Raw genomic sequence first — 25,031 nt, forward strand, 5'->3', positions numbered from 1 at the left:
TTCGGGCGAGAAGTGCCTCCGAGGCCGAAGCAATCGGCGTCGGAGGCACTTTCACAATTCGGGACGCGTTGACTTGCCCCGGCCGGATATCGAAACTCGGACTCGCTGATCAGCGCGTCCGACGTTCCCCGTCCGCTGGGAGAAATCCGTGTCGATTTCCACCGCGGGTGTCCTCGCGCGTCCTGAATCGGTTGCCACCGCGCGCGCACCCGCCACGAGGAAGAGGAAGTGGCCCGACCTGGGCCGGTGGTTGAGCCCGCTCGGGCTGGTCCTGCTGTGGCAGGCCGCGAGCAGCGCGGGCGTGCTGCCGCCGGACAAGCTCGCGTCGCCGGTGACGGTGTTCCGCTCCGCCTACGAGCTCGTCGTGGACGGGCAGCTGGTGGACGCGTTGCTGGTGTCGTCGAGCCGGGTCGCGGTGGGGTTCGCCCTGGGGGCGGTCGTCGGCGGCGCCCTCGGCCTCGCCTCCGGCCTGTCCCGCTGGGGTGAACGGCTGCTCGACCCGCCGGTGCAGATGCTGCGCACGCTGCCGCACCTCGGCCTGGTCCCGTTGTTCATCCTGTGGTTCGGCATCGGCGAGGAGCCGAAGCTGGCGCTGGTCGCGGCCGGCGTGGCGTTCCCGCTGTACCTGAACCTGCACGCGGGCATCCGGCAGACCGACCCGGCGCTGCTGGAAGCCGCGCGCGTGCTCGGCTACTCCCGGTTCGACCGGGTCGCGCACGTCGTGCTGCCGTCGGCGGTGCCGCAGACGTTGGTGGGCCTGCGGATCGCGCTCGGCACCGCGTGGCTGTCGCTCATCGTCGGCGAGCAGGTCAACGCGGACGCGGGCATCGGCTACCTGATCAACAACGCGCGCGAGTTCCTGCGCACCGACGTCGTCGTGGTGGGCCTGCTGGTCTACGCGCTGCTCGGGCTGACCACGGACGCCCTCGTGCGCGCGCTGGAACGGAGGGTGCTGCGGTGGCGGGCGCGGTGAGCATCCGGGGACTGGTCAAGGACTTCGGGCCGCGCCGGGTGCTGGCCGGGCTCGACCTCGACGTGGCGGACGGCGAGTTCGTGGCCCTGCTGGGGCGCAGCGGGTGCGGCAAGTCGACGTTGCTGCGGATCCTGGCCGGGTTGGACGCCGACGTCGAGGGGACGTTCTCGGTGCCCGCACGCGTGTCCGTCGCCTTCCAGCAGCCCCGGCTGCTGCCGTGGCGGCGGGTGTGGCGCAACATCTCGCTCGGGTTGACCGGTGTGGACGGTCGCGGGCGTGCCGTCGCGGAGCGGGCGCTGGCCGAGGTCCGGTTGGCCGACCACGCCGACGCGTGGCCGTCGACGCTGTCCGGCGGCGAGGCGCAGCGCGTGTCGTTGGCGCGGGCGCTGGTGCGCGAGCCGGAACTGCTGTTGCTGGACGAGCCGTTCGGCGCGCTGGACGCGTTGACCCGGCTCGCCATGCACCACCTGGTGGAGCAGCTGTGGCGGGAGCACCGGCCCGCCGTGCTGTTCGTGACCCACGACGTGGACGAGGCCCTGCTGCTGGCCGACCGCGTCGTGGTGCTGGACGAGGGTCGCGTCGTGGCCGAGCACCACGTCGACCTGCCGCGACCGCGGCGCCGCGCGTCGTTCGCCGACCTGCGGTCGGAAGTGCTGTCGGACCTGGGAGTGGACGATGTCGAAGCTGCTTAGCGCGCTGGTGGTCGCGGTGTTGGCGCTGTCGGGCTGCGGCACGGCGTCGTCGTCGGCCGACGGCCCGGTGGTGCTCAAGGTGGGCGACCAGAAGGGCGGTTCGAAGGCGTTGCTCACGGCGGCCGGGCTGCTCGACGACTTCCCGCACGCGATCGAGTGGTCCACGTTCACGTCCGGTCCGCCGCTGCTGGAAGCGGCGTCGGCGGGCGCGATCGACGTCGGCGGGGTCGGGAACACGCCGCCGATCTTCGCGGCGGCGGCGAACGCGAAGATCGCCGCGGTGTACTCGGCGAAGGGCAACGTGGAGAGCGACGCGCTGCTCGTGCCCGCCGACTCGCCGCTGCGCACGGTGCAGGACCTCAAGGGGCGCGGCATCGCGGTGGCCAAGGGCAGCTCGGCGCACGGCCAGGTGCTGCTGACGCTCGCCTCGGCCGGGCTGACGACCAAGGACGTCACGCTCAACTTCCTGCAACCGTCGGACGCCTACTCGGCGTTCACGCAGAAGCGGGTCGACGCGTGGGCGGTCTGGGACCCCTACACGGCGCAGGCGGAGCAGGAGGCGGGCGCGCGGGTGCTGACCGACGGGCGCGGCAAGTCCAACGGCTACACGTTCCAGGTGGCGGGGCGGGCGGCGCTGGCGTCACCGGGCAAGAGCGAGGCGATCAAGGAGTTCGTGAAGCGGATCGGCGAGGCCCAGCGGTGGGCCGACACGCACCGCGACGAGTGGGCGCGGGCGTGGGCCGCGGAGACCGGGCTGAAGCTCGAGGTGGCGCGGGCGGCCGTGGAGCGCGGCGGCGACCTGCCGGTGGCGCTGGACGACGCGGTGATCGCGTCCGAGCAGGAGCTGGCCGACGCGTTCACCGCGGACGGCGCGCTGCCCGGCAAGGTCGACTTCCGGGAGTTCGTGGACACGCGTTTCCAGGAGGAGCTGTCATGAGCGTGGTGCCGCACTGGTTCCTGCCCACGTCCGGTGACGGCCGGACCGTCGTCGAGCGCTTCCACGCCAACCGGTCGTTGGGCGCGGCGGCCGCGCGCGAACCGGACATCGACTACCTGGCGCAGATCGCGCGGGCGGCCGAGCACAACGGGTTCGCGGGCGTGCTGACGCCGACCGGCACGTGGTGCGAGGACGCGTGGCTGACCACGGCGGCGCTGCTCGCGCGGACGTCGACGCTGAAGTTCCTGGTCGCGTTCCGGCCCGGGGTGATCTCGCCGACGTTGGCCGCGCAGATGGCCGCGACCTACCAGCGGATCTCGCGCGGCCGGCTGCTGCTCAACGTCGTGACCGGCGGCGACGAGGTGGAGCAGCGCCGGTTCGGCGACTGGCTCGACCACGACCAGCGCTACGCCCGGACCGACGAGTTCCTGCACGTGGTGCGGGCGGTGTGGTCGGGGCGGCCGGTGGACTTCGCCGGCGAGCACTACCGGGTGTCGGGCGCGACCGTGATGGCCGCGCCGGACCCCGTGCCGCCGATCTACTTCGGCGGGTCGTCGGACGCGGCGCTGCCGGTCGCCGCGCGGCGGGCCGACGTGTACCTGACGTGGGGCGAGCCGCCGGCGCAGGTGGCGGAGAAGATCGGCCGGGTGCGTGCGCTCGCGGGGGACCGGCCGATCCGGTTCGGCGTGCGGCTGCACACGATCAGCCGCGACACGTCCGCCGAGGCGTGGCGCGAGGCGGAGAAGCTGCTGGAGGCGCTGGACCCCGCGCAGGTGGCCACGGCGCAGGAGCAGCTGCGGACGTCGCAGTCGGTGGGGCAGCAGCGGATGGTGGCGCTGCACGGCGGCGACCTCGGCCGGGGGGTGCGCGGCCTGGAGGTCCACCCCGGGCTGTGGGCGGGCATCGGCCTGGTGCGCGGGGGCGCGGGCACGGCGCTGGTCGGCAGCCACGAGGAGGTGGCGGACCTGATCGAGGAGTACCACGACCTCGGCGTGGAGGAGTTCGTGCTCTCCGGCTACCCCCACCTGGAGGAGGCCTACTGGTTCGGCGAGGGCGTCCTCCCGATCCTGGCGGCACGCGGCCTGCTGGCCCGCCCGGCGACCCACGACCACCCGGAACCACCGGTCCCCGCCGGCGGGATCACCGCGGGGGTTCCCCTCGGCGGGGGCCTCCGCGAAGCCGCGCACGGCGGTTCCTGACCACGCCGTCCCCGGTCCGGAGGTGAGGCCGGACCGGGGACGTGGCGCGGGTCAGCCCTTGCGGGCCTCGACGGCGGTGTCGGGGTTGTCGGCGAAGACGCCGTCCAGGCCCGTCGCGTAGAACTTCGCGTACTCGCCGAACGCGTCGCCGTAAGCCGCCGGGTCGGTGGACCCGCGGAAGTCCGCCGGCAGGAACGTGTTCTCGTTGCGGAACGTCCAGGCGTGCACGATCAGGCCACGCGTGTGGGCGTCACGCACCAGGGTGGTCGGCTCGCGCAGGAACCCCGCCGCGTCGCGCGGGATGATCCAGTCCTTCGCCGCGCCGATCCCGGACGCGTACGTGCGGATCTCCCGCAGCCCCTCCGGCGTCACCAGGTCGCGGTAGGTGCGCTTGTCACCGGCCTTGACGAAGTCGTACGGCGCGCCCGACCCGTTCACCAGCTGCACCAGCGGCACCCGCAGCTCGCCCTTGAGCCGCTTGAGGTTGGCCACCTCGAACGACTGCACGTACACCTTCGCGCCGTGCCGGTTCAGGCCCGCCCTGGTCAGCACGTCGACCAGGCGCGGCTCCAGCGGCAGGCCGATGTCCTGGAAGTACGTCGGGTGCTTGGTCTCCGGGTAGATCCCGATGTCGCGACCCAGCTCGCGGGTCAGCCGGCGGGACAGGTCGATGACCTCCTCCAGCGTCGGCACCTCGAACCGGCCGTCGTAGAGGGTGTTGCGCGGCCGGACCTCGGGGATGCGCTCCTTCGCCCGCAACGTCTTCAGCTCCGCCAGCGTGAAGTCCTCGGTGAACCAGCCGGTGACCGGCGCGCCGTCGACGACCTTGGTGGTCCGGCGCCCGGCGAACTCCGGGCGCGCCGACACGTCCGTGGTGCCGCCGATCTCGTTCTCGTGCCGGGCGACCAGCCTGCCGTCCTTGGTCAACACCAGGTCCGGCTCGACGTAGTCGGCGCCCATCCGCGCGGCCAGCTCGTAGGAGGCCAGCGTGTGCTCGGGCCGGTAGCCCGACGCGCCGCGGTGGCCGATCACCAGCGGGCCCCTGCGGGACGACGCCACCTCCGCGTCACCGCTCGCCGCCGCCGAGGGCAGCACCACCACCCCCGCCACCGCGAGCGCCGCGAGCGCCGCCCCGACGATCCTCGTCCGCACCATCGCCGACCTCCCCAAAGGGTTCCTGCCCGGAGACTCCTGACGCGCGGCAGCCTCGTCGCGCACCGCGACGTCCCGAACACGCTAAGGCGAAGAACCGGCCACGTCACGGTGAACGCGTGGGGAGCGGTTCGGGGTCCGTCACTCCCTGGATATGGCCGCTTCCTCCAGGTCGAGCTCGCGGAGCACCCGGAACAGCACCTCGTCGTCGATCCGCCCGTCGTCGCGGGCCTGGACGAACACCTGCCGCTCGGCCTCCAGCATCGTGCGCCGCAGCCGCCGGTAGGACGCGGCCGGGCTCTCGTCCTCCTGCCGGCCCAACCGCTCCCACGCCGCGTTGCCCCGGTGCTCGGCCATGATCCGCAACCGGTCCACGACCTCGTCCGACGTCCCGTCGTCGCCGATCACCTCGTCCAGCTTGCGCACGGCGGCCTGCGCGGCGGCGTGCTGCACCTGCGCCTCGGCCAGCGCGTCGGTCCGCTCCTCGTCACCGTGGAACCCGAGCTTGCGGATCACGAACGGCAGCGACAGCCCTTGGAGGAGCAGCGTGCCCACGGTGACCACGAACGCGCAGAACACGATCACCTCGCGGCCGGGCAGGTCCAGCGGCAACGCGCTCGCCGCGGCCAGCGACACCACGCCGCGCATCCCGGCCCACGACAGCACGGTCACGCCACGCCACCCCGGCGCGGGCTCGCGCTCCCGGACCCGCCTCGACAGCAGCCGGGGCAGGTAGGCCGCCGGGTACATCCAGGCGAACCGCACCAGGATCGTCGCCGCCAGCACGGCCGCCGCCGCCCACACCAGCCCGGCGGTGATGTCCACGTCCCGCACCACGCTGTTGAGCTGCAAACCGATCAACGCGAACACGAACGACTCCAGCAGCACGTCCACCGACCGCCACACCGCCGTGTCCTGCAAGCGGGTGTAGTACGAGCTGCGGGGCGCGTTGTGCCCGATGTAGAGCCCGGCGATGACGACCGCGAGCACACCGGAGGCGTGCAGCTCCTCGGCGAAGATGTACGCGCCGAACGGCACCAGCATGCCGAGCGCGCTCTCCATCACGCCGTCGTCGAGCCGGTCGCGGATCCGGCGCACGCCCCAGCCGATCACCAGCCCGACGAGCACGCCGCCACCCGCGCTGATCACGAACGTGCGGGTGCCGTCCACCCACGTCGCGGCCGCGCCCGCCGCCGCCGCGACGGCCACCTTGTAGGCCGTCAACGCGGTCGCGTCGTTGATCAGGCTCTCGCCGGTGAGCAGCGTCATCGTCCGGCGCGGCAGGTTGAGCCGCCGGCCGACCGCGACCGCCGCGACCGCGTCCGGCGGCGCCACCACCGCGCCCAGCACCAGCGCCGCCGGCAGCGACAGGCCGGGCAGCACCAGGTGCGCGACCAGGCCCACGGCCGTCGTGGTGACCAGCACCAGACCCACCGCGAGCAGGCCGATCGGCCTCAGGTTCGCCCTGATGTTGTGGTAGGAGCTGTCCAGCGCCGCCGAGTACAGCAGCGGCGGCAGCACCAGGACCAGGACCAGCTCCGGCTCCAGGGCGAACTCGGGCAGGCCGGGGATGAACGACACCGCGAGCCCGACGCCCACCAGCACCAGCGGGGCCGAGAAGTTGAGGCGCTTCGCCGCCGCCGTGACGAGCAACGCGCCGACGAGCAGCAGGAGCAGTTCCGGACCGTGCATGGCGCAATCTTGCGTGATGATGACCGGTATGACCTGTCCTCACGTCCCAGAGCTCCCGGAAGCGGTCACCCCGGACAACCCCGAGGGCTGTGCCGACTGCCTCGCCGCCGACGAGCACAACTGGGCCCACCTGCGGATCTGCCTGTCCTGCGGCCACGTCGCGTGCTGCGACTCCAGCCCGCGCCGGCACGCGACCGCGCACTTCCACGCCTCGGAGCACCCCGTGATGCGGTCGTTCGAGCCCGAGGAGGACTGGCGGTGGTGCTACGTCGACGCCCGGATCGTGTGATCCCCGCGACCGCCCCTCCCGGCGCGTCTTTACAGTCCCTTTAGACGGTTGCCCTATGGCTGTGACCGGCGACACAAGTAACTTCGTGAGCGCTTCATCCAGCGCGACACGAAGGGGTGCGCGTGCCGACCAAGCCGCAGGTCGAAGTCGATGAACTGCTCGCCGAGTACGACGAGGAGCGCCCGTCGCGCGCCTTGTCCCGGCGGTGGGAGCTGGGTGTGCGGGTGGCGGGTCTCGCCATCGCGCTGCTCGTGCTCAAGCAGGTGTTCTGGCCGTTCAGCAAGGGCGGCCAGTACTACCTGGTGATCTTCCTGGCGGTCACGCTGCCGCTGGTCTTCCTCTGCTACCGGCCCCGCGGCAGGCGCGGCGGGACCGACGACCCCGGCGTCCTGGACTGGGTGGCGGCGGCCTGCGCGTTCGTCGTGGGCGCCTACCCCCTGTTCGGCGGGTTCGACGCGTTCCTCGACCGCCAGGGCCAGCTGACCGCGCTCGACGTCGTCGCCGGGTCCCTGCTGCTGGTGCTGGTCCTGGAGGCGTGCCGGCGGACCACCGGCTGGGTGCTGCCGGTCGTCTGCGTCGCGTTCATCGCGTTCGCCTACTACGGCGGGTTCCTGCCGCCGTCCTGGACGATCTCGCACGCCGGCGTGGACTTCTCGCAGATCATCAACGGCTTCTACAACGACGCCACCGGGTTCTACGGGACGCCGCTGGACGTCGCCGCCACCTACATCGTGCTGTTCACCATCTACGGCTCGGTGCTGAACGCCTCCGGCGCCGGCGCGTTCTTCGTGGACATCAGCTTCTCCGCGTTCCGCAAGTCCCGCACCGCGCCGGGCCGCACCGCCGCCACCGCCGGGTTCCTGCTCGGCACCGTGTCCGGCTCGGGCACCGCGACCACCGTGTCGCTGGGCGCGGTGACCTGGCCGATGCTGAAGAAGGCGGGCTACCCCAAGGAGAACGCGGGCGGCCTGCTCGCCGCGTCCGGCATCGGCGCGATCCTGTCGCCGCCGACCCTCGGCGCGGCGGCGTTCATCATCGCCGAGTACCTGGAGACGTCCTACCTGCAGGTGCTGATCTGGGCGATCCTGCCGACCCTGCTGTACTACCTGGGCATCGCGCTGGCCGTGGAGATCGACGCGCGCAAGTTCGGCGCGAAGCCGGTGGAGATCGACTCGCCGAGCCCGTGGGCGCTGCTCAAGCGCGGCGGGTACCACTTCCTGTCGCTCGCGGTGATCGTGGTGTTCCTCGCTTTGGACATCCCGGTGTTCTCCGCCGTCGTCTACGCGACCGGCGTCGCGGCGCTGTTCGCCCTGGTGGCCATGCGCGGCGACGTGCGCGCCTGGGTGCGGGCGATGGCGGACTCGCTGTCGCTGGGCGTCCGGTCGGCGCTGCCGGTGATCGCGGTGTGCGCGGCGGCCGGCGTGATCACGTCCACCATCACCAAGACCGGGCTCGGCCAGGTCCTGGCGTCGACGCTGGTCGACGTGGCCGGCGCGATCTCGTCCAACCCGACCGTGGTGCTGTTCGTCACCGTGGTGCTGGCGGCGGTCGCGGTGAGCCTGCTCGGCCTGGCCGTGCCGGTGACGGCGTCGTTCATCATCTCGTGGGTCGTCATCGGGCCCGCGCTGATCGAGCTGGGCGTGGCGCGCGAGGAAGCCGCCATGTTCATCTTCTACTACGCGGTGCTGTCCGAGGTGACGCCGCCGACGGCGCTCGCCGCCGTGGCCGCCGCCGCGATCACCGGCGGCGACGTGATGAAGACGATGTGGCGGACGTGGAAGTACACGCTGCCCGCGTTCCTCGTGCCGCTGGCGTTCGTGCTGACCGACAACGGCGCCGGGCTGCTGCTACGCGCGTCGTTCCTCGACGGCGTGTGGGTGTTCGCGGTCTCCGCGCTGGGCGTGGCGGCGTTGGCCGTCCTCACCGGCGGCTGGATGTTCGGCCGCGCGCGGTGGCCGGAACGCCTGCTGTGCGCGCCCGCCGCCATCGCCCTGCTCTACCTGCAACCCGTCACCATCGCCGTCGGCCTCGGCTTCCTGCTGGCCGCGGTCGCGGTGCACGTCGTGCTCCGCCGGAAGATCCACTCGGGAGAGGAACAGCATGCGCAGCTGGACGCTTAAGGTCGCCGTGGGCGCGCTCTCGGTCGGCCTCGTCGCCGCCGGGTGCGGGGGGAAGCAGACGCCCGCCGCGTCGAGCGGCGACCCGGGCGGAGCCGCCTGCGAGGCGGCGGACGGCCGGATCACCATCGCGACCGGCAACTCCGGCGGCGTGTACTACGTCGTCGGCGGCGGGCTGGCGAAGCTGATCAGCGACAACACCAAGCTCAAGGCCACCGCCGCCGAGACCGGGGCCTCGGTGCAGAACATCCAGCAGCTCGTCGCGGGCGACTACGACATGGCGTTCTCGCTGGCCGACACGGCGGCCGACGCGGTCGCGGGCAAGGGCGCGTTCGAGGGCAAGCCGCAGCAGGTGCAGGCGCTGACCCGGCTGTACCCGAACTACACGCAGGTGCTGGTCAGGGCCGACTCGGGGATCGACTCGGTGGCCGACATGCGCGGCAAGCGGATCTCGACCGGGTCGCCCAAGTCGGGCACGGAGGTGATCGCGCAGCGGCTGCTGACCGCGGCCGGGCTCAACCCCGAGACCGACGTGCAGGCGCAGCGGCTCGACCTGGCCAAGACCGCGGACGGGATGAAGGACGGCAGCATCGACGGCCTCGTCTGGTCCGGCGGCCTGCCCACCGCGCAGATCACCGACATCACCACGTCGTTGAAGGACCAGGTCAAGTTCATCGACATCACGCCGCAGCTGGACGCGTTGAAGAAGGTCAACGAGGTGTACGACCAGGGCGTCATCCCGGCCGCGACCTACGGGCAGCCGGCGGACGTGCCGACGGTCGCCGTGCCCAACGTCCTGCTCGTGCGCGCGGACTTCCCGGAAGGCGACGCGTGCGCCGTGACCAAGCTCATCTACGAGAAGAAGTCGGAGCTGGAGGCCGTGCACCCGGCGGCGAAGGACATCCGCCAGGAGAAGGCCGGGATGACCGACCCGGTGCCGCTGCACCCCGGCTCGCTGGACGCACTGGGCGAATGACCGGGCGGGTCATCTAGGCTTCCGCACCGTGCGTGTCCTGGTCATCGGGTCTGGCGCCCGTGAACATGCCCTTGTCCTCGCTTTGTCGCGGGATCCTTCGGTGATCGCGTTGGCCTGCGCGCCGGGCAACGCCGGCATCGCCGGTGTCGCCGAGACCTACGGGGTCGACGTCACCGACGCCGGGGCCGTCGCGGCGCTGGCCAAGGAGTGGAACGCCGACCTGGTCGTGGTCGGGCCGGAGCAGCCCCTGGTGGCGGGCGCGGCGGACGCCGTGCGCGCCATCGGGATCCCCTGCTTCGGCCCGTCGGCCGCGGCGGCCCGGATCGAGGGCTCCAAGGCGTTCGCGAAGGACGTCATGGCCGCCGCCGGCGTGCCGACCGCCGTGTCGGAGATCGTCGACAACCCGGCCCGGCTCGACTCGGCGCTGACCCGCTTCGGCCCGCAGTGGGTCGTGAAGGACGACGGCCTCGCCGCGGGCAAGGGCGTGGTCGTCACCGCGGACCGCGCCGTGGCCCGCGCGCACGCCATGACGTTGCTCGACCACGGCCACCCGGTGCTGCTGGAGTCGTTCCTCCACGGCCCCGAGGTGTCGCTGTTCTGCCTCGTGGACGGCGCCACCGTGGTGCCGCTGCTGCCCGCGCAGGACTTCAAGCGCGTCGGCGACGGCGACTCGGGCCCCAACACCGGCGGCATGGGCGCGTACTCGCCCCTGCCCTGGGCCTCGCCCGACCTCGTGGACACGATCGTGGCCACCTGCGTCCAGCCGGTCGTGGACGAGCTGGCGCGCCGCGACACCCCGTTCACCGGCCTGCTCTACGCGGGCCTGGCCCTTACCTCCACCGGCCCGCAGGTCATCGAGTTCAACTGCCGGTTCGGCGACCCGGAGACCCAGGCCGTCCTGGCGCTGCTGCGCACCCCGCCGGCGGCCCTGTTCCACGCCGCCGCCACCGGCGACCTCGCGTCCGCGCCGGAACTCGAGTGGGCCGACGACCACGCCGTGACCGTCGTCATCGCCGCCGAGGGCTACCCCGGCCGGCCCCGCACGGGCGACGTGATCAGCGGGTCCGAGGCGGAAGGCGTCCTGCACGCGGGCACCCGCCGCCGCGAGGACGGCGCCGTCGTCTCGATCGGCGGCCGGGTCCTCTCGGTGGTCGGCACGGGCCGGACCCTGGCCGACGCCCGCACCGACGCCTACCGCCGCGTGGAAGGCGTCCACCTGACCGGCTCCCACCACCGCACGGACATCGCGCTGCGCGCGGCGAACGGGGAGATCACCGCCCCCTAGCGCCGGTCGCGGACCTCCGGGTCGACCGCCGCCACCCCGCGGGAACCGGGCCGGGCGTTTCTTCGTCCAACCTCAGACCCGGCTCACGTGGTCGTTGGTAGCCTCGAACCGGGTTCAATCCGTTACCGACCGTACGGGGGTAGGGCGTCGTGGAACAGGAGACCGGCTTGCTGGGAGCCGTCGCCGCCGCGGGGGGAGCCGTCGGCAGAGCGGTCGGCGAGGTGTTCAAGGCGGAGAAGCGGCTCGGGGACGCGGTGACCGGCGGACCGGCCGGCGGACAGCAGTTCACCGTCACCAAGGACACGGTCCTCCAGGCCGGCAAGATCATCCAGGGCCAGGTCGACGCGCTGTGGACGAGCTACGGCGCCGCCGTCCGGGACCTCCGCGTGAGCATGGGCGGCCTCGACGCCGTGAACGAGGACATCGCCGAGGCGTGGAACGAACGCCTGCTCGACCACGACGACTCGTACGCCCGGCGGGTCGAGCAGTACATCGAGAGCCTCGTGGCGCTGGTCGAGCAGCTGCGCGCCGCGGCCAAGCAGTACGGCCACACCGACGAAGAGGTCACGGCGGCTATGGGGGCAGCGAGTGCTTCGCAGCAGTAAGGCACTCGTCGCGCTCGTGCTGGCGGCCGGCGCGGTGCTGGCCGGCTGCACGCAGGAGGAGCCCGGCGACGCCACGTCCGCGGCGCCCGCCACCGGCTCCACCACGGCGCCGGAGACCTCCGAGTCGCCGGTCGACTTCCCGCCCCGGCCCGCGGACATCAAGGTCGACGGCATCGCGGACGCCTGCGCGACGCTCACCAAGGACCAGCAGCGCGAGCTGGGCATCGACGCGGCGCACGGCCAGCAGATGGACGTCATCGAGGACCGGGAGATGCCCGGGTGCAGCTTCCGGGCCAACTCGCGTCCGCTGTTCAGCTACGAGGTCACGCTGATCTCCGACGAGGGCGCCGGTTACTGGCAGGGCGGCGGCAACCTCGACGTCGTGTCGAAGACCGTCGCCGGGTACGGCGCGGTCCAGGTGACGCTGGCGGGGACGAGCAAGGCGGACTGCGCGCTCGCCGTGGACGTGGCCGACGGGCAGCAGGTGTTCGTCTCCTTCCTGCCGGTAGGCGACGGCTTCACCCAGGACGAGATGTGCCGGAACGCGGCCAAGGGCGCGGAGATGGTCATGACGACGTTGAAGACTTTGAAGTAAGGGGGAGGTATGGGCTTCAGGCAGATCACCGACCACCGCTTCGAGGGGTACTCCAACACCGGGTTGGCGGAGCTGGTCGGGCAATTCCAGACGGGTGACGCCGCCCAGCGGTTCAGCGACGCGTCGCACGCGTTGCGGCAGCTCGCGAGCACGTTGGACGAGACGGACCAGGCGCTGCGGACCGAGCTGAAGAAGCTCGGCATCGACTGGCGCGGCGCCGCGGGCGACAACGCCGGCCAAGCGGTGACGGTCTCGGCGGACACGGCCACCTCGGGCACCGAGGCCGGCCAGACGAACTCCAAGGCGACGGCCGTGCAGGGCGCGAACTACAGCCAGGCCAGGAACGGGATGCCCGAGCCGCAGCAGTTGCGCGGGGCGAGCGAGACCAACCTGGTCGACGACGTCGGCGGGTTCTTCGGGTACGAGACCGATCACGCCAAAGAGGTCAAGGAGACCCAGGCGGCGCGCGAGCAGGCGATCCGGGGGCTCGACCAGTACACCGAGGCGAGCCGGGACGCGCTGAACCAGTACCAGGGCATGAACAGGCCGCCGCAGTTCGACGTGACGGCCGCGTCCAGCGTCAGCACGCCGGTCGCCTCGGTCGGGTTGCCCGGTGGGCCCACGCCCGGGATCCCCGGTGGCGTGCCGGGCGGCGTTCCCGGCGGGTCGACCGCCCACCTCCCCGGTGGCGGCACGGTCGGGTTGCCGCCGCAGGTGCCCGGGCAGCTGCCCGGTGGCTCGACGGGCCTGCTGCCGACCACGCCCGGCGGGCAGACGGTGCTGCCGCCGGCCGCGTTGGGCGGCAAGCCGGGCGGCTCCAACTTCGGGTTGGGGCTCGGGCTCGGGTTGGCCGGCGGGCTCGGGTTGGGGCTCGCGGCGACGCAGGCCCGCGGTGGGCGGGTCGTGCGCAACACCGCCCCGGCGATGCCCGGCGGCGGCAAGGCGCCCGAAGGCCACGCCGGCGGCAAGGGGACCGGCGGCGGGGCGGGCGGCAAGGGCGGTGTGCCCGGGATGCCCGGCACGCTGACCGGGAAGCCCGGCGTCTCCGCGACGATCGGCGCCATCGACCCCGACGAGCGGGTCCACGGTCGGGGCGCGGCCGGCGCCGCCGCGGGCAAGGGCGGCGCGGGTTCCTCGATGTTGCAGCCGGCGGCCAGCGCCAAGGGCGGCGAGGGCGAGGAGGACGGCGAGCACGTGCGCAAGTACGGCGTCGACTCCGACGACGTGTTCGGCGACGAGCGGATGGTCGTGCAGTCGGTCATCGGCGACGAGTCCGAGAAGAAGTGAAGTGACCGGCACGGTTGTCCTGTCCACGCTGGAGTTCGACGTCGCGTGGGAAGGTGAGCGACTTGCCCGGCGCAACGTCGCGCTGGACGTGCCGAGCCCGGGCATCACGCACACCGAGCGCGCCGTGCTCGTCGAGCAGGCCTGGGCCTCGCTCGCCGAGCGCGGCCTGGCGGCGAACCGGCGGCTGACGCCCGAGTTGGCCGACGCGTTCGCGCTGCTGGCCAACCCGCAGGTGTCGATCGACCTCTGGATCTGGGTCGACCGCCGCAAGATCAAGGGCCTGGCGGCGGCCGCCGGTGACGAGGGCGTCCTCGCCGTGGTCGACGGCGACGAGGTGTGGCTGATCGAGTCGCGGGGCAGCGCGCTGGCCGAGTCGGCGGTGTCCGTCGCCGGCGACATGCCCGCCGGGTACGGCCGGTCGATCAGCCTGCCGAACGACGTGCTGCGCGCGGCGTCCCAGGAAGCCGGGCGGGACGCGGAGAAGCTGGTGCTGGCGCTGGAGCGGCAGGGGTTGCCGCTGCACGAGGCGCAGGAGCTGGCCGGCATGTGCGACGGGATGAGCACCCGCGGCCAGTTCGGCGTGGAACGCGCCCGGCCCGCCGGCCCGCCCGTGCGCGCGGACCGCGTCGTCGCCTGGCACGACACGCCGTCCGGCCGGTACCTGCACCAGGTGCGGCCCAGCTCGGACGGCCGCAGCTGGAGCACGATCACCCCGATCGACAACGCCCGGCTCGCCGGGTGCGTGTGGGAGCTGGTGCAGGAGGTCTGAGTTCCCCGCGCCCGAACGGAACCCGCGCGTCCTCGGCGACGTCAGTTCCGCGAGCGGGCCTGGGGGGCCGGAGCAGTGCCCGCCGTCATTCGGGAGTGACGTCTGGTGACCGAAGCGACCCTCAGCGCCACCGCGTTCCGCACCGCCTGGGCACACCTCGACCTCGGCGCCATGCCGATCGTGCTGCACGTGCCGGACGACCCCGCGCCGTGGAGCCACCTGACCGCCCAGGGGCACGCCCGCGGCGGCGAACTCGACCCGTGGCTCGGCGCGGCGTTCAAGCTCCTCGCCCACCCGCCGCGCTCGGCGGACCTGCGGCTGGGCCTGGGCAGAGCCGCGGTGCGCGCGCTCGCCGCGTCCGCCGCCACGGGCTCGGTGCTGGCCGTGCTGACCGGGGACCTGCTCACCGTGCGGGACGTCGACGACGACCTCGCCACCGCGCTCGTCGGGTTGCTGCCGGTGATCGCCGACGGCCTGGTCGGCGGGCCCGACCTGCGCGGCCAGTTCGGCGCGGCGGCGATCGACCGGACCGGGCGGCGCAGGCGGGCGGCGGACGTCGTCGACTTCCACGGGCCGACCGACGCCGACCTGCTGCGCAAGAGGGTCACCGGCCTGTTGGACGAATTCCGGCGATGACGGCGGTGCGCCCGCCGGTTCCGTCCCGCAGTCGGACAACGGCGGTCGCGAAGTTCGACGCCAAGGCGATGGAGCGGCGCCGGAGCACGGTCTGCGCGCAGGCGGCGGGATTTCCGGGGGGTTCGATTAGCCTGGCCGGCATGGTCGGTGTCGCCGGACGTGCGGATGTGCCCCCCTTCCACGTCATGGAGGTGCTGTCCGCCGCGGCGCGGCGGCAGCGGGTAGTCGGGGACGTGGTGTCGTTGGCGGCGGGGCAGCCGTCCAGCCCGGCGCCCACGCCGGTGCTGGAGGCCGCCCACCGCGCCCTGCGCGAGCAGGCGTTGGGCTACACCGAGCAGCTGGGCATCGTGGAGCTGCGGGAAGCGCTGGCCGGTCACTACTTCCGGCAGTACGGGCTGGAGGTCTCGGCGGACGACGTCGTGGTGACCACCGGCTCCTCCGGCGGGTTCCTGCTGGCGTTCCTCGCCGCCTTCGAGCCAGGCGACCGGGTCGCGCTGGCCCGGCCCGGCTACCCCGCCTACCGCAACATCCTCACGGCGCTGGGGTGCGAGGTCGTCGAACTGCCCTGCGGCCCGGAGACCCGGTTCCAGCCCACGGTGGCGATGCTGGACGACGCCGGTCCGCTCGCCGGGCTCGTGGTGGCCAGCCCGGCGAACCCGACCGGCACCGTGCTGTCCCCCGACGAGCTGGCCGGCCTGTCGGCCTGGTGCGCCGAGCACGACGTGCGGCTCGTCAGCGACGAGATCTACCACGGCATCAGCTACGGCGCGCCCCTCGCCAGCGCGTGGCAGACCTCCCGCGACTCCGTCGTGGTCAACTCCTTCTCCAAGGCGTTCGCCATGACCGGCTGGCGGTTGGGGTGGATGCTGCTGCCGCCCGACCTGCGCCGGGCGGTGGACCGGTTGACGGGCAACTTCACGCTCTGCCCGCCCGCCCTGGCCCAGCACGCGGCGGTCGCCGCGTTCGAGCCCGAGTCGTACGCGCAGGCCGAGCGGCTGGTCGAGGGGTACCGCCTCAACCGGGACGTGCTGCTCAAGGGACTGGCCGACCTCGGCATCGACGAGGTGGCACCGGCCGACGGCGCCTTCTACGCCTACGCCGACGTCTCGCACCTCACCGACGACTCGATGGACTTCTGCCGCCGCCTGCTGGACGACACGGGGGTCGCGATCGTGCCGGGCGTCGACTTCGACCCCGTGCGCGGGCACGAGTTCATCCGGATGTCCTTCGCGGGGTCCGCCCCCGACATCGAGGAGGCGTTGCGGCGCCTCGGCGCCTGGTTGTCGTCCTCGCGATGACGGTTGTCCTCCCGGTCCAGGTCGGAGCGGGGAACCGATCGGGCGGTCCGGTCGTTCGGAGGACATGGTCCGGATAATCGTGTGGCTGCTCGCGGCCTGGCTCGTGATCACCGTGCTCGGCGCCGTGATCAAGGGCGTCTTCTGGCTCGCGGTGATCGGTGGCGTGCTGTTCCTCGGCACGGCCGCGTACGGCGCCATCAAGAGCAGCAAGCGCCCGAAGGGCATCAAGGGTCCCTGACCCGGCTCGATCTGCCCCGCGAGCTGGTAAAACGACGAGCCGACCCGCACCATGGGTCGGTGTTCCAGACCGATGAACGACGCCTCGACCGGTGGGAGAGCCGCGCCGAGTGGCCGCTGACGGGCTTGGCGGTCCTCTTCGTGGTGGTCTACGCCTGGCAGGTCCTCGACGGCCACTCGACCCCCGGCGTGCACGCCGTGCTGGAGGTCGCCCTCTGGCTGATCTGGCTGGTCTTCGCGGTGGACTACGGCGTGCGCCTCAAGCTCGCCGTCGACAAGCGCAGGTTCGTCGTCACCCACCTGTTCGACCTGCTGGCGGTCCTGCTGCCGATGGTCCGCCAGCTGCGCGTGCTGCGGCTGATCAGCGTTCTGAAGGTGCTCAACAAGCGGTTCGCGGGCAAGTTCCGGCAACGCGTCGGCGTCTACGCCGCGGGCGTCACCTTCCTGGTCGGCCTGTGCGCCTCACTGGCCGTGCTGGACGCGGAACGCGACCACCCGGACGCCTCCATCACCACGTTCGGCGACGCGGCGTGGTGGACGCTCACCACGATCTCCACCGTCGGTTACGGCGACCGCTACCCCGTCACCTGGGAAGGTCGCCTGGTCGCGGCTCTGCTGATGATCGGCGGCATCGCCCTGCTGGGTGTCATCACCGGCACGATCGCGTCCTGGTTGGTCGAACGGCTCAGCGGCGTCGAGGGCTCGGTGGCCGAGGCCGAGCAGGCGACGGCGGCCGAGCTCCGCCTGGTCCGGGCGGAGCTGGCCGAGCTGCGCGAGGAGCTGCGCGCGGCGAGGTCCGAGAGCGGTCGCTGAGCCCCCGGACCTCGACCGCTAGTCCCCGAGCACCTGCCGCGCGTGCACCGGCCCCTGCCACCGGACACCCCGGAGCCCGGCCGCGACCGCGCCGTCCACGTTCACCTGCCGGTCGTCGAAGAACACGCAGTCCGCCGGGCGCGCCCCGAGCCGCTGCGCCAGCGCGGCGAAGATCCGCGGGTCCGGCTTGGCCACGCCGAGGTCGCCGGAGAACACCAGGTGCCGGAAGTGCCTGGTCCACGGCTCCCGCTCGGCGGTCCGCGCGAACGACACGGGCGCGTTCGACAGCAGCGCCAGCGGCACCCCGGCCGAGGCCAGCTCCGCCACCAGCTCCACCGCGCCGGCCGCCGGCCGCAGCCACCCGCGCACGTCCACCTCGGTCAGCCGCCGGGCCAGCGCCTCGTCCACCGGCACGTCCACGGTCGAGCCGACCGCGCGCCAGTACTCCAGGTCGGACTGGCCGGCGTCGTAGGCGTCCCGCGCGCCCCAGTACCCGCGCGCGAAGTCCTCGACCGGCGCCCCGAGCAGCGCGGCCAGCGCGGGCAGCTCCCCGGTCGGCTCGCTGAGCACCTCGCCGTAGTCGAACACCACCCAGCGCACGTCAGCTCGCCGACCCGATCCGGCGCAACGCCTCGGCCACGTCGTCCGCGTTCACGTCGCGGTGCAGCACGAACCGCACCTTGCCCGCCATCGGCCCGGCGAACACGCCCAGGTGCCGCAGCCCGGTCAACGTCACCTCCAGGTCCGGCACGCCCGCCAGCACGATGTTGGTCTCCGGCTCGTCCACCTGCCAGCCGAGCTCGGCCAGGCCGCGGGCCAGCGCGCGGGCGTTCACGTGGTCCTGCGCGAGGTCGTCGATGCGGTCCAGCCCCACCAGGCCCGCGGCGGCCAGCACACCGCCCTGCCGCACCCCGCCGCCGAGCATCTTGCGCACCCGCCGCGCCTCCGCGACGAACGTCGTCGTCCCGGCCACCACCGATCCGACCGGCGCGCCGAGGCCCTTCGACAGGCACACCTGCACCGTGTCCACCCCGACCGCCAGGGCGGCGGGCGGCAGGCCCAGCGCCACGGCCGCGTTCCACAGCCGCGCGCCGTCGAGGTGCACGCGCAGGCCGGTCTCCCGCGCCGCCGACACCAGCAACGCGTGCTCGTCGGGCTGCGTCACGGCCCCGCCGGCGGCGTTGTGCGTGTTCTCCAGGCACAGGAGCGTCGTGCGCATCGCGTAGTACGGCCCGGACGTCCCGGCCGCCGCGCGCACCGCGTCGGGCGACGCCCGGCCGGGGCCCGCGTCGCACTCCAGCGGGTGCGGCATCCCGCCCGCGATCCACGCGGCCGTGCCGAGCTCGTTGTCGAGCACGTGCGCGCCGCGCGGCGCGAGGAACCGGTCGCCGGGCCGCAGGTGCACGGTCAGCGCGATGAGGTTGCCCATCGACCCGGAGGGCACCCACAGGGCCGCGTCGACGCCCAGCAGCTCCGCGACGCGGTCTTCGAGCCGGCGCATGGTGGGGTCGTGGTCGAGCACGTCGTCGGCGACCTCGGCACTGGACATCGCCAGTCTCATGGTCTCGTCCGGCTGGGTGACGGTGTCGGAGCGGAAGTCGAGTGGCGAGAGCTGGGTCACGAATGGATCACATCACACGGGGCAAGCCCTGACCCGATCGCGTCGGCGGTACCACGATGGGGGGTGACGCAAGTCTCGGTGAACCGGCGTGCAACCGTGGGCGCCACCGGTTCCGTCCGGTAAGTGCAAGCACGACGAGCGGAGAGAGTCCGCGTGGATCAGCGCGACGAGCAGGAGTTCGCGGAGTACTTCGTGGCTCGCCGGGAGGCCGTGCGCCGAACGGCGTTCCTGCTCTGTGGTGACTGGCACCGGGCGGACGACTTCGCGCAGACCGCGTTCGTCGCGCTGCACCGCCGGTGGCGCAAGGTCCGGGACAAGCAGGCCCTGGACGCCTACGTCCGCCGGACCCTGGTGCGCGCGGTGATCGACGAGTCGCGCCGGCCGTGGCGGCGGGAGCGCTTCGTGGACGAGGTCCCGGAGCGGCCCTCGGGCGACGGCGAGGTGGCCGACTCGGTGGCGACGCGCGAGGCGCTGGTCGCGGGCTTGCGGCGGGTGCCGCCGAGGCAGCGGGCGGTGCTCGTGCTCAGGTTCCTGGAGGGCCTGGACGTCGCGGCGGCGGCCGAGGCGCTCGGGTGCTCCGAGGGCACGGTGAAGAGCCAGACCTCCAGGGGGCTGGAAGCCCTCCGCGAGGCGTTGGGCGACACGATCGACGACTTGCGGCCGGCGTCGTGAGCGGGAGGAGGAGGTAGGTGGACGAGCAGAAGCTCGGCGAGCTGTTCCGCGACGCGGCCGGTGACGCGCCGCCCCCGTCCTTCGACGTGGACGCGGTCCGGTCGGCCTCGGCGCGGGCGACCGCCCGGCGCAGGTCGGCCGTCGCGCTCGGCTCCGCCGTGGCGCTCGTGCTCGTGTTCGGCGGTCTGGTGCTCTCCGCGAACTTCGCGCGGAACACGAGCAGCGACACGGCCGCCGCGGGTTCCGCTGAGCACGCTTCGTCCCCTAACGTGGTCACTCCTTTCAGCGCGGGCGAGCCGGAAGTGCTGTCGAAGGACGCGCCGGCCGACCGCAGCGGTGGAAATCCGCCCGAGAGCATCCCCGAGGACCCGTCTACGCAGGGGGACGATCCATCGGGGAGCGCCGGTCGCACGTTGGCCGGCAGCGCCCAACGCGGGTGCGTTGAGGTGGACCGGGAGCTCGCCGTCGCCCTCGCCGACGAGCTCTCGGTCGCCAACGCGGAGCAGGCCGCGCCCGCCGTGGCCGACTGCCCGACCGACGCGCGGGGCGCGAGCTTCCTCGTGCGCGACGGCGACGTCTACGGCACGGTGTCCGCGGTGCTCGCCCGGGAGGGCGCCGCCGCGCAGGTGACGGCCGGTTCCGGGGCGCACGCGAGCGCGAGGACGTCCGGTGGCGAGGAGCTGCACGTGCTGAGCAGGCCGGCGCAGGGCTCGTCGGAGGGTCCGCTGGCGGACGACCTGGCGGAGCTCGCGGACCGGCTCGCCGCCCGCTTCTGAGTCGCGGAGACCGGGATCACCAGGCATTCTAGTACTTGCGTACCACAAATTTGGTACGGTTGTGCCAGATTGGGAGGTGGTCGTTATGGCGTGGGCCGTGCTCATCGTGTCCGGCTTCTTCGAGGCCGGCTGGGCGGTCGCGCTGAAGCTGTCCGACGGCTTCAGCAGGCTGTGGTGGACCGCGGCGTTCGCGGTGTTCGCGCTGATCAGCTTCGCCGGGCTGGCCTGGGCGATGAAGCAGCTGCCCGCCGGGCCGGCGTACGCGGTGTGGACCGGGATCGGCGCGGCGCTCACCGCCGTGATCGGCATGGTCTGGCTCGGCGACGGCGTCAGCACGATCAAGCTGGTCTCCCTCGGCCTCATCGTCAGCGGCGTCATCGGCCTCAACCTGGCCGGTGGCGGGCACTAGTACCTTCCCTGCAATGACAGCCGCAACGCCGAAGGGCGAACGCCGGCGCCAGGCGCTGGTCGAAGCCGCCGCCGGCCTCCTGGTCGACGGCGGCTTCGACGCGATCCGGCACCGCGCCGTCGCCGAGCGCGCGGGCCTGCCGCTGGCCTCCACCACCTACTACTTCGACTCGCTCGACGACCTGGTGACCGCCGCCCTGGAGTTCCAGGGCGAGGCCGAGCTGGCCTACGGCAAGGCCAGGCTGGACGAGCTGGACCCGCGCGAGTGCGGCGGCGACGCGTTCGTCGAGCTGGTGCTCGACCTGCTGCTCGGCCCGGTCGGCGACCGCGACGCCGAAGCCGTGCTGCTGCGCTACGAGCGCCTGGTCGCCACCGGCAGGCGGCCCTACCTGCGGCCGCTGATGCGCCGGATGTCCGGCGAGCTGCACTCCCTGCTGTTCGACATCTTCGCCCGCGCCGGCCGGCCGGTCGGCCGGGAACGCGTGGAAGAGCTGATCGCGCTGGTCGACGGCGCCGTGGTGAACGCGCTCATCGAGATCAGCCCGGACCCCAGGGCGGCCGCCCGGCGGATGCTCGGCAAGTCGATGCAACCCCCCTGACACCCGACCGCGTTTAAGGGGTGGGGCGCGGAAGGGGACCGGATCGCATGCGCACGGCCGACGAACAGGGCTTCCGCGAGTTCGCGGTGAGCCACGCCGCTTCGCTGCGGCGCACCGCGTACCTGTTCTGCGGCGACTGGCACACGGCCGAGGACCTGATGCAGGCCAGCCTGCTCAAGCTCTACCAGGCGTGGCACCGCATCGAGTGGCGGGACACCGCGTCCGGGTACGCCCGCAAGGTGCTGCTGCGCACGTGGCTGGACGAGAAGCGCAGACCGTGGCGGCGGGCCGAGCAGCGCGACGGCGAGGTGCCGGACGTGGCCGACCTCGCGGCGGACCCGGACCGGACGGGTGAACGGCTGTGGGCGCGGGACCTGGTGCACGCGGCGCTGCTGCGGGTGCCGCCGCGCCAGCGGGCCGTGCTGGTGCTGAGGTACTTCGAGGACCTGCCGGTGAGCGAGGTCGCGGTGGCGATGGGGTGCACCGAGGGCACGGTCAAGAGCCAGACCGCGCGCGGGCTGGTGGCGCTGCGCGCGGCGGTCGAGGAACTGGAGCGAGGGGCGGTGGTGGCGTCGTGAGCGAGGCGGACCTGCGGGAAGGGCTGCGGGCCGCGGTCGGTGACGAGCCGCCGCTGGACTTCGACGCCGACGAGCTGATCCGCCGCGCCCAGCACGTGCGCAGGCGTCGACGGGCGCTGGTGGCCGTGGCGGTGGCGACGCTCGCCCTCACCGGCACGGTGCTGGCCCTGCCCGGCGTCCTCGACCAGCGGCGCGCCGTCGACGCGGCCGGCGGCCCGGTGCTGACGACCACGGGGGCCGCGACGACCCGGACCCCGGTCCCGGCGCAGGCCTCGACGTCGCCGCCGGCCCTGATCCGGCCGCCCGCCACCGCCGGGACCGCCAAGAGCCACGTCCCGCTGTACCTGAGCAAGAAGTTCGTCGAGGTCGCGCCCTACGCGAAGGTGGTGTCGGCGGATACGACCGGCAGCCCGCCGGAGCAGCTCTACGCGTGGCTGAGCTTCGTCGACGGCGTCGGCGCGAGCAGGGTGCTGGTGCGGCTCGTCCCCTCCTCGTCCGGGGTGACCCGGGGCGAGTACTGCGCCGAGGCGGGGTGCGAGGAGCCGGTCCTCCGGGCCGACGGCAGCTACGTGACGTCCACGTGGCGCACCACCGCCGTGCCGGACCCCCAGGGCGCGGACCCCCAGGGCGTCATGCACACCGTGTCGCACTTCCGCGTGGACGGCTCGGTGGTGGAGGCCACGGGGTTCGGCTACGAGCCGCCCGCGGGCGGCGAGGCGCGGGAGCAGGTGGCGTTGGGGTACGAGCAGCTGGTCTCGCTGGCCACCGACCCGGACCTCGCCGCGTCGTGACGCTCCCCGGCGTCCGGGCGCCCGTCGTGGCGAAATAAGCTGGTCACGTGACGGTCAAGCCCCGCATCGCCAATGTCCTCGCCGGTCGCTACGCCTCCACCGAGCTGGCCACGCTGTGGTCCGCCGAGCACAAGATCGTGCTGGAGCGGCGGCTGTGGCTCGCCGTGCTGAAGGCGCAGGCCGAGCTCGGCCTCGACGTGCCCGCCGAGGCCGTCGCGGACTACGAGCGGGTGGTAGAGCAGGTCGACCTGGCGTCCATCGCCGGGCGCGAGCGCGTCACCCGGCACGACGTGAAGGCGCGCATCGAGGAGTTCAACGCGCTGGCCGGGCACGAGCACGTGCACAAGGGCATGACCTCGCGCGACCTCACCGAGAACGTCGAGCAGCTGCAGGTGCTGCGGTCGCTGGAGCACGTGCGCGGGAAGACGGCGGCCGTGCTGGCCCGCCTGGCCCGCCGCGCCGCCGAGCACACCGACCTGGTGATGGCCGGCCGCTCGCACAACGTGGCCGCCCAGGCCACCACGCTCGGCAAGCGCTTCGCCACCGCCGCCGACGAGCTGCTGGCCGCGTTCCGCCGGCTGGACGAGCTGATCGCCCGCTACCCGCTGCGCGGCGTCAAGGGCCCCGTCGGCACCGCCCAGGACATGCTGGACCTGCTCGGCGGCGACCGGGACAAGCTGGTCGAGCTGGAGCGGAGCGTCGCGGGCCACCTCGGTTTCACCACCGTGCTGACCAGCGTCGGCCAGGTCTACCCGCGGTCGCTGGACTTCGACGTCGTGTCGACCCTCGTGCAGCTGGCCGCGGGCCCGTCGTCGCTGGCCAAGACGATCCGGCTGATGGCGGGCCACGAGCTGGTCACCGAGGGCTTCAAGCCGGGCCAGGTCGGCTCCAGCGCGATGCCGCACAAGATGAACACCCGGTCGTGCGAGCGGGTCAACGGCTTCGCGGTCATCCTGCGCGGCTACCTGTCCATGGTCGGCGAGCTGTCCGGCGACCAGTGGAACGAGGGCGACGTGTCGTGCTCGGTGGTGCGCCGGGTCGCGCTGCCGGACGCGTTCTTCGCCTTCGACGGCCTGCTGGAGACCTTCATCACGGTGCTGGACGAGTTCGGCGCGTACCCGGCGGTCGTCGCCCGCGAGCTGGACCGCTACCTGCCGTTCCTGGCGACCACGAAGGTGCTGATGGCGGCGATCCGCGCGGGTGTCGGCCGGGAGACCGCGCACGAGGTCATCAAGGAGCACTCGGTCGCGGTGGCGCTGGCGATGCGCGAGCAGGGCCTGGCCGAGAACGACCTGCTGGACCGGTTCGCCGCCGACGACCGCCTGCCGCTGGACCGCGCCGCCCTGGACGACCTGCTGGCCGACCGCCTGTCGTTCACCGGCGTGGCGGAGCACCAGGTCGCGGATGTCGTGCGGCAGGTCGAGGACGTGCTGGCCGAGTACCCGGCCGCCGCCGGCTACGTCCCGGAACCGATCCTCTAGCCGCCCTGCCCCCAACCCGGGCTGCGCCGGCGCTCGGACCCCACGCGAGGGCGCGAACGGTCGACTTCCTGGCGACCGAGCCCGCCGTCTGCGGAGCAGCGGCAATCAGACCCTGTCCCACACCAGGCGGCCGCGGCGGGTGGGCTCGCACACCAGGCGGCGGCCCGCCGGGTCGACCGCCGTCGCGCCCTCCTCGTCGCACGGGAAGCCCTCCAGGGCCACCTGGTCGAACCGGGGTGGGGTGGTGGTCGGCTCGGTCGTCTGCCGGGGCGGCGGTTGGACGTCCACCGGAGGCGGTGGCGGCGGTTCGGTCGTCGCGTCGACAGTCGGAGGTGGCGGTGGCGGCGGCGTGGTGGTGGTGACCGCCGGGCGCACGGAGATGTTCGCCACCGCCGGGATCGAGGTCACCGGCGCCGAGCTGGACACCGTCGGGAGCACCACCGGCTCCGGGCTCGCCGACGGCCGCGCGCAGGCTCCCGTGAGCAGCAGCAGGAGCAGTCCGCCGCTCGCCGCGACGGGTGCCACAAATGCCTTCGGATGGACCACGCCAAGC

At 73.1% G+C, this 25,031-nt stretch carries 28 protein-coding genes; 23 read left to right on the top strand and 5 right to left on the bottom strand.

Annotation, left to right across the window (positions count from 1 at the left end; genetic code table 11):
- The first annotated feature begins 148 nt into the window (after positions 1 to 148).
- From EDD40_RS24365 to EDD40_RS24380, 4 genes are read left to right on the top strand one after another with little or no spacing between them, the layout of a single operon-like run.
- The gene (locus tag EDD40_RS24365; RefSeq protein WP_123744995.1) at positions 149 to 973 is read left to right on the top strand and encodes an ABC transporter permease; all 825 of its coding nucleotides are present in this window, start codon (positions 149 to 151) and stop codon (positions 971 to 973) included.
- A complete protein-coding gene (locus EDD40_RS24370) occupies positions 958 to 1,665 on the top strand; it encodes an ABC transporter ATP-binding protein (protein ID WP_123744996.1) in 708 nt (235 codons plus the stop codon). Before EDD40_RS24365 ends, EDD40_RS24370 begins: the two co-directional genes overlap by 16 nt.
- Positions 1,649 to 2,602, top strand: a complete 954-nt coding sequence (locus EDD40_RS24375; protein ID WP_123744997.1) for an ABC transporter substrate-binding protein — start codon at positions 1,649 to 1,651, stop codon at positions 2,600 to 2,602. The genes EDD40_RS24370 and EDD40_RS24375 overlap by 17 nt, the downstream gene beginning before the upstream one ends.
- A complete protein-coding gene (locus EDD40_RS24380) occupies positions 2,599 to 3,801 on the top strand; it encodes an LLM class flavin-dependent oxidoreductase (RefSeq protein WP_123744998.1) in 1,203 nt (400 codons plus the stop codon). Before EDD40_RS24375 ends, EDD40_RS24380 begins: the two co-directional genes overlap by 4 nt.
- Before the next feature lie 51 nt (positions 3,802 to 3,852).
- On the opposite strand, the gene EDD40_RS24385 is transcribed toward EDD40_RS24380, so the two are convergent.
- Together EDD40_RS24385 and EDD40_RS24390 are read right to left on the bottom strand one after the other, a co-directional pair.
- Complete coding sequence (locus EDD40_RS24385) at positions 3,853 to 4,956, bottom strand: glycerophosphodiester phosphodiesterase (protein WP_123744999.1); 1,104 nt, start codon at positions 4,954 to 4,956, stop codon at positions 3,853 to 3,855.
- Between the two features lie 138 nt (positions 4,957 to 5,094).
- On the bottom strand, positions 5,095 to 6,645 hold the full coding sequence (locus EDD40_RS24390) for a Na+/H+ antiporter (RefSeq protein ID WP_123745000.1): 1,551 nt from the start codon (positions 6,643 to 6,645) through the stop codon (positions 5,095 to 5,097).
- A gap of 28 nt (positions 6,646 to 6,673) precedes the next feature.
- Here EDD40_RS24390 and EDD40_RS24395 point away from each other — a divergent pair, with 28 nt between their 5' ends.
- The 12 genes from EDD40_RS24395 (at position 6,674) to EDD40_RS24445 (ending at position 17,552) form a co-directional block, all read left to right on the top strand.
- On the top strand, positions 6,674 to 6,934 hold the full coding sequence (locus EDD40_RS24395; RefSeq protein WP_123748251.1) for a UBP-type zinc finger domain-containing protein: 261 nt from the start codon (positions 6,674 to 6,676) through the stop codon (positions 6,932 to 6,934).
- Between the two features lie 122 nt (positions 6,935 to 7,056).
- Positions 7,057 to 9,054 (top strand): TRAP transporter permease, encoded by a 1,998-nt coding sequence (locus EDD40_RS24400; RefSeq protein ID WP_123748252.1) that lies wholly within the window; start codon positions 7,057 to 7,059, stop codon positions 9,052 to 9,054.
- The gene (locus tag EDD40_RS24405; RefSeq protein ID WP_123745001.1) at positions 9,035 to 10,027 is read left to right on the top strand and encodes a TAXI family TRAP transporter solute-binding subunit; all 993 of its coding nucleotides are present in this window, start codon (positions 9,035 to 9,037) and stop codon (positions 10,025 to 10,027) included. Before EDD40_RS24400 ends, EDD40_RS24405 begins: the two co-directional genes overlap by 20 nt.
- Positions 10,028 to 10,055: 28 nt before the next feature.
- Positions 10,056 to 11,312, top strand: a complete 1,257-nt coding sequence (purD, locus tag EDD40_RS24410) for a phosphoribosylamine--glycine ligase (RefSeq protein WP_123745002.1) — start codon at positions 10,056 to 10,058, stop codon at positions 11,310 to 11,312.
- A 149-nt stretch (positions 11,313 to 11,461) separates the two neighbouring features.
- Positions 11,462 to 11,917, top strand: coding sequence for a hypothetical protein (locus EDD40_RS24415; RefSeq protein WP_123745003.1), 456 nt, complete (start codon positions 11,462 to 11,464; stop codon positions 11,915 to 11,917).
- Positions 11,901 to 12,512, top strand: a complete 612-nt coding sequence (locus EDD40_RS24420) for a DUF3558 domain-containing protein (protein ID WP_123745004.1) — start codon at positions 11,901 to 11,903, stop codon at positions 12,510 to 12,512. Before EDD40_RS24415 ends, EDD40_RS24420 begins: the two co-directional genes overlap by 17 nt.
- Before the next feature lie 9 nt (positions 12,513 to 12,521).
- A complete protein-coding gene (locus EDD40_RS24425; RefSeq protein WP_123745005.1) occupies positions 12,522 to 13,799 on the top strand; it encodes a PPE domain-containing protein in 1,278 nt (425 codons plus the stop codon).
- A gap of 1 nt (position 13,800) precedes the next feature.
- Positions 13,801 to 14,568, top strand: a complete 768-nt coding sequence (locus tag EDD40_RS24430; protein ID WP_123745006.1) for an ESX secretion-associated protein EspG — start codon at positions 13,801 to 13,803, stop codon at positions 14,566 to 14,568.
- A 105-nt stretch (positions 14,569 to 14,673) separates the two neighbouring features.
- Positions 14,674 to 15,204, top strand: a complete 531-nt coding sequence (locus EDD40_RS24435; protein WP_123745007.1) for an ESX secretion-associated protein EspG — start codon at positions 14,674 to 14,676, stop codon at positions 15,202 to 15,204.
- Positions 15,205 to 15,344: 140 nt separating this feature from the next.
- Complete coding sequence (locus EDD40_RS24440; RefSeq protein WP_123745008.1) at positions 15,345 to 16,502, top strand: pyridoxal phosphate-dependent aminotransferase; 1,158 nt, start codon at positions 15,345 to 15,347, stop codon at positions 16,500 to 16,502.
- 64 nt (positions 16,503 to 16,566) lie between these two features.
- Positions 16,567 to 16,740 carry a hypothetical protein gene (locus EDD40_RS41890; protein ID WP_170185188.1) on the top strand — a complete coding sequence of 58 codons (174 nt, stop codon included), beginning with the start codon at positions 16,567 to 16,569 and terminating at the stop codon, positions 16,738 to 16,740.
- A gap of 59 nt (positions 16,741 to 16,799) precedes the next feature.
- The gene (locus EDD40_RS24445) at positions 16,800 to 17,552 is read left to right on the top strand and encodes a potassium channel family protein (protein ID WP_123745009.1); all 753 of its coding nucleotides are present in this window, start codon (positions 16,800 to 16,802) and stop codon (positions 17,550 to 17,552) included.
- An 18-nt stretch (positions 17,553 to 17,570) separates the two neighbouring features.
- On the opposite strand, the gene EDD40_RS24450 is transcribed toward EDD40_RS24445, so the two are convergent.
- Positions 17,571 to 18,152, bottom strand: coding sequence for an HAD family hydrolase (locus EDD40_RS24450; RefSeq protein ID WP_123745010.1), 582 nt, complete (start codon positions 18,150 to 18,152; stop codon positions 17,571 to 17,573).
- A 1-nt stretch (position 18,153) separates the two neighbouring features.
- Positions 18,154 to 19,173, bottom strand: a complete 1,020-nt coding sequence (locus tag EDD40_RS24455; RefSeq protein ID WP_123745011.1) for a threonine aldolase family protein — start codon at positions 19,171 to 19,173, stop codon at positions 18,154 to 18,156.
- Positions 19,174 to 19,326: 153 nt separating this feature from the next.
- On the opposite strand from EDD40_RS24455, the gene EDD40_RS24460 reads away from it, so the two are divergent.
- The 7 genes from EDD40_RS24460 to purB all read left to right on the top strand — a co-directional run bounded on the left by EDD40_RS24460 (position 19,327) and on the right by purB (position 24,478).
- On the top strand, positions 19,327 to 19,845 hold the full coding sequence (locus EDD40_RS24460) for a SigE family RNA polymerase sigma factor (protein ID WP_123745012.1): 519 nt from the start codon (positions 19,327 to 19,329) through the stop codon (positions 19,843 to 19,845).
- 17 nt (positions 19,846 to 19,862) lie between these two features.
- Positions 19,863 to 20,621 carry a hypothetical protein gene (locus EDD40_RS24465; protein ID WP_123745013.1) on the top strand — a complete coding sequence of 253 codons (759 nt, stop codon included), beginning with the start codon at positions 19,863 to 19,865 and terminating at the stop codon, positions 20,619 to 20,621.
- An 85-nt stretch (positions 20,622 to 20,706) separates the two neighbouring features.
- Complete coding sequence (locus EDD40_RS24470) at positions 20,707 to 21,030, top strand: DMT family transporter (protein ID WP_123745014.1); 324 nt, start codon at positions 20,707 to 20,709, stop codon at positions 21,028 to 21,030.
- Positions 21,031 to 21,043: 13 nt separating this feature from the next.
- Positions 21,044 to 21,628: a TetR/AcrR family transcriptional regulator gene (locus tag EDD40_RS24475; protein WP_123745015.1), complete on the top strand. Its 585-nt coding sequence runs from the start codon at positions 21,044 to 21,046 to the stop codon at positions 21,626 to 21,628.
- Between the two features lie 47 nt (positions 21,629 to 21,675).
- Positions 21,676 to 22,206 carry an RNA polymerase sigma factor gene (locus EDD40_RS24480; RefSeq protein ID WP_123745016.1) on the top strand — a complete coding sequence of 177 codons (531 nt, stop codon included), beginning with the start codon at positions 21,676 to 21,678 and terminating at the stop codon, positions 22,204 to 22,206.
- Positions 22,203 to 22,997, top strand: a complete 795-nt coding sequence (locus tag EDD40_RS24485) for a hypothetical protein (RefSeq protein WP_123745017.1) — start codon at positions 22,203 to 22,205, stop codon at positions 22,995 to 22,997. The genes EDD40_RS24480 and EDD40_RS24485 overlap by 4 nt, the downstream gene beginning before the upstream one ends.
- A 47-nt stretch (positions 22,998 to 23,044) precedes the next feature.
- Complete coding sequence (gene purB / locus EDD40_RS24490; RefSeq protein WP_123745018.1) at positions 23,045 to 24,478, top strand: adenylosuccinate lyase; 1,434 nt, start codon at positions 23,045 to 23,047, stop codon at positions 24,476 to 24,478.
- A 105-nt stretch (positions 24,479 to 24,583) separates the two neighbouring features.
- On the opposite strand, the gene EDD40_RS24495 is transcribed toward purB, so the two are convergent.
- The gene (locus EDD40_RS24495) at positions 24,584 to 25,024 is read right to left on the bottom strand and encodes a hypothetical protein (RefSeq protein ID WP_148088904.1); all 441 of its coding nucleotides are present in this window, start codon (positions 25,022 to 25,024) and stop codon (positions 24,584 to 24,586) included.
- Positions 25,025 to 25,031 lie beyond the last annotated feature (7 nt).

Origin of the sequence: Saccharothrix texasensis, assembly GCF_003752005.1 — a bacterium.
GTDB classification, from domain to species: domain Bacteria; phylum Actinomycetota; class Actinomycetes; order Mycobacteriales; family Pseudonocardiaceae; genus Actinosynnema; species Actinosynnema texasense.

Coding starts and splice junctions, on each gene's coding strand:
- EDD40_RS41890 (WP_170185188.1), top strand. CDS start 16,567: ATGGTCCGGATAATCGTGTGGCTGCTCGCGGCCTGGCTCGTGATCACC.
- EDD40_RS24425 (WP_123745005.1), top strand. CDS start 12,522: ATGGGCTTCAGGCAGATCACCGACCACCGCTTCGAGGGGTACTCCAAC.
- EDD40_RS24375 (WP_123744997.1), top strand. CDS start 1,649: ATGTCGAAGCTGCTTAGCGCGCTGGTGGTCGCGGTGTTGGCGCTGTCG.
- EDD40_RS24390 (WP_123745000.1), bottom strand. CDS start 6,645: ATGCACGGTCCGGAACTGCTCCTGCTGCTCGTCGGCGCGTTGCTCGTC.
- EDD40_RS24470 (WP_123745014.1), top strand. CDS start 20,707: ATGGCGTGGGCCGTGCTCATCGTGTCCGGCTTCTTCGAGGCCGGCTGG.
- EDD40_RS24395 (WP_123748251.1), top strand. CDS start 6,674: ATGACCTGTCCTCACGTCCCAGAGCTCCCGGAAGCGGTCACCCCGGAC.
- EDD40_RS24405 (WP_123745001.1), top strand. CDS start 9,035: ATGCGCAGCTGGACGCTTAAGGTCGCCGTGGGCGCGCTCTCGGTCGGC.
- EDD40_RS24385 (WP_123744999.1), bottom strand. CDS start 4,956: ATGGTGCGGACGAGGATCGTCGGGGCGGCGCTCGCGGCGCTCGCGGTG.
- EDD40_RS24380 (WP_123744998.1), top strand. CDS start 2,599: ATGAGCGTGGTGCCGCACTGGTTCCTGCCCACGTCCGGTGACGGCCGG.
- EDD40_RS24440 (WP_123745008.1), top strand. CDS start 15,345: ATGGTCGGTGTCGCCGGACGTGCGGATGTGCCCCCCTTCCACGTCATG.
- EDD40_RS24475 (WP_123745015.1), top strand. CDS start 21,044: ATGACAGCCGCAACGCCGAAGGGCGAACGCCGGCGCCAGGCGCTGGTC.
- EDD40_RS24480 (WP_123745016.1), top strand. CDS start 21,676: ATGCGCACGGCCGACGAACAGGGCTTCCGCGAGTTCGCGGTGAGCCAC.